Genomic DNA, 1,280 nt, shown 5'->3' with positions numbered 1-1,280 from the left:
GGCAGATTCGATCTTTACCTGTGGCTGCACTAGTTTGTGAGTGTGAGTGCGAACCATGTGAAGCGGGCGTTCAAGTACCGCTTCTATCCGACCGATGCGCAGGCAGCGGAGCTGTCGCGCACGTTCGGATGCGTGCGCAAGGTCTACAACATGGCGCTCGCGGCCCGTACCCAGGCGTGGACGCGGCAGGAGCGGGTGAACTACAACCAGACCTCCGCGATGCTGACGGCCTGGAAGAAGACCGAAGAGCTGGCCTACCTCAATGACGTGTCGTCGGTGCCGTTGCAGCAGACGCTGCGGCACCTGCAAGTCGCCTTCACCAACTTCTTCGGCAAGCGGGCGAAGTACCCGCGCTTCAAGTCGCGGAAGAAGTCGCGGAAGTCCGCCGAGTACACCACCAGCGGCTTCCGGTTCCGGGACGGACAGCTCACGCTCGCGAAGATGAGCGAGCCGCTCGACATCGCGTGGTCGCGTGCGCTGCCGGAGGGCGCGAGCCCGTCGACGGTGACCGTCTCGCAGGACGCGGCGGGACGATGGTTCGTCTCCCTGCTGTGCGAGGACCCCAGCGTCAAGCCGCTGCCCGCCACCGATACGGCGGTCGGTATCGATGTCGGCCTGGACCACCTTCTGACGCTGTCCACCGGAGAAAAGATCGCCAGCCCCCGGCACGAGCGCCGCGACCGCGCCCGGCTCGCGAAGGCCCAGCGGGAACTCGCCCGCAAGGCCAAGGGGGAGGGCGCGAACCGGGCCAGGGCCCGGCGCAAGGTCGCCCGCATCCACGCCCGCATCACCGACCGTCGCCGGGACGGTCTCCACAAACTCACCTCGAAGCTCGTGCGCGAAAACCAAATGCTCGTGATCGAGGACCTGACCGTGCGCAACATGGTCAGGAACCGGAGCCTGGCCCGCGCCATCTCGGATGCGGCATGGTCGGAATTCCGGAGCATGCTGGAGTACAAGGCCGCCTGGTACGGACGTGAGGTGATCGCCGTGGACCGGTGGTTCCCCTCCTCGAAGCTGTGCTCCGCCTGTGGCGCCTTGCAAGACAAGATGCCACTCAGCGTCCGTACGTGGACGTGCGACTGCGGCACGACCCACGACCGGGACGTGAACGCGGCGCAGAACCTCCTGGGGGCCGGGCTGGCCCTGACAGTCTGTGGAGCCGGTGTAAGACCTCAACGGAGTTCTCCGGGCAGGCGGTCGGCGATGAAGCAGAAAACCCCACGGCGCGAGCCGTAGGAATCCCCCTCGTTAACGAGGGGGAGGAGGTCAAGAACGGC

1 protein-coding gene is annotated in these 1,280 nt (G+C 66.2%); it reads left to right on the top strand.

Annotated features, from left to right (window positions below):
- Window positions 1-42: 42 nt before the first annotated feature.
- Window positions 43-1,239 (top strand): RNA-guided endonuclease InsQ/TnpB family protein, encoded by a 1,197-nt coding sequence (locus ADK57_RS12660; RefSeq protein WP_053749518.1) that lies wholly within the window; start codon window positions 43-45, stop codon window positions 1,237-1,239.
- Window positions 1,240-1,280: the final 41 nt, after the last annotated feature.

Source organism: Streptomyces sp. MMG1533 (assembly GCF_001279775.1).
Classification (GTDB): Bacteria; Actinomycetota; Actinomycetes; order Streptomycetales; family Streptomycetaceae; genus Streptomyces.
The sequence above is the reverse complement of the archived record's forward strand: the minus strand, read 5'-3'. Positions and strand labels throughout refer to the sequence as shown.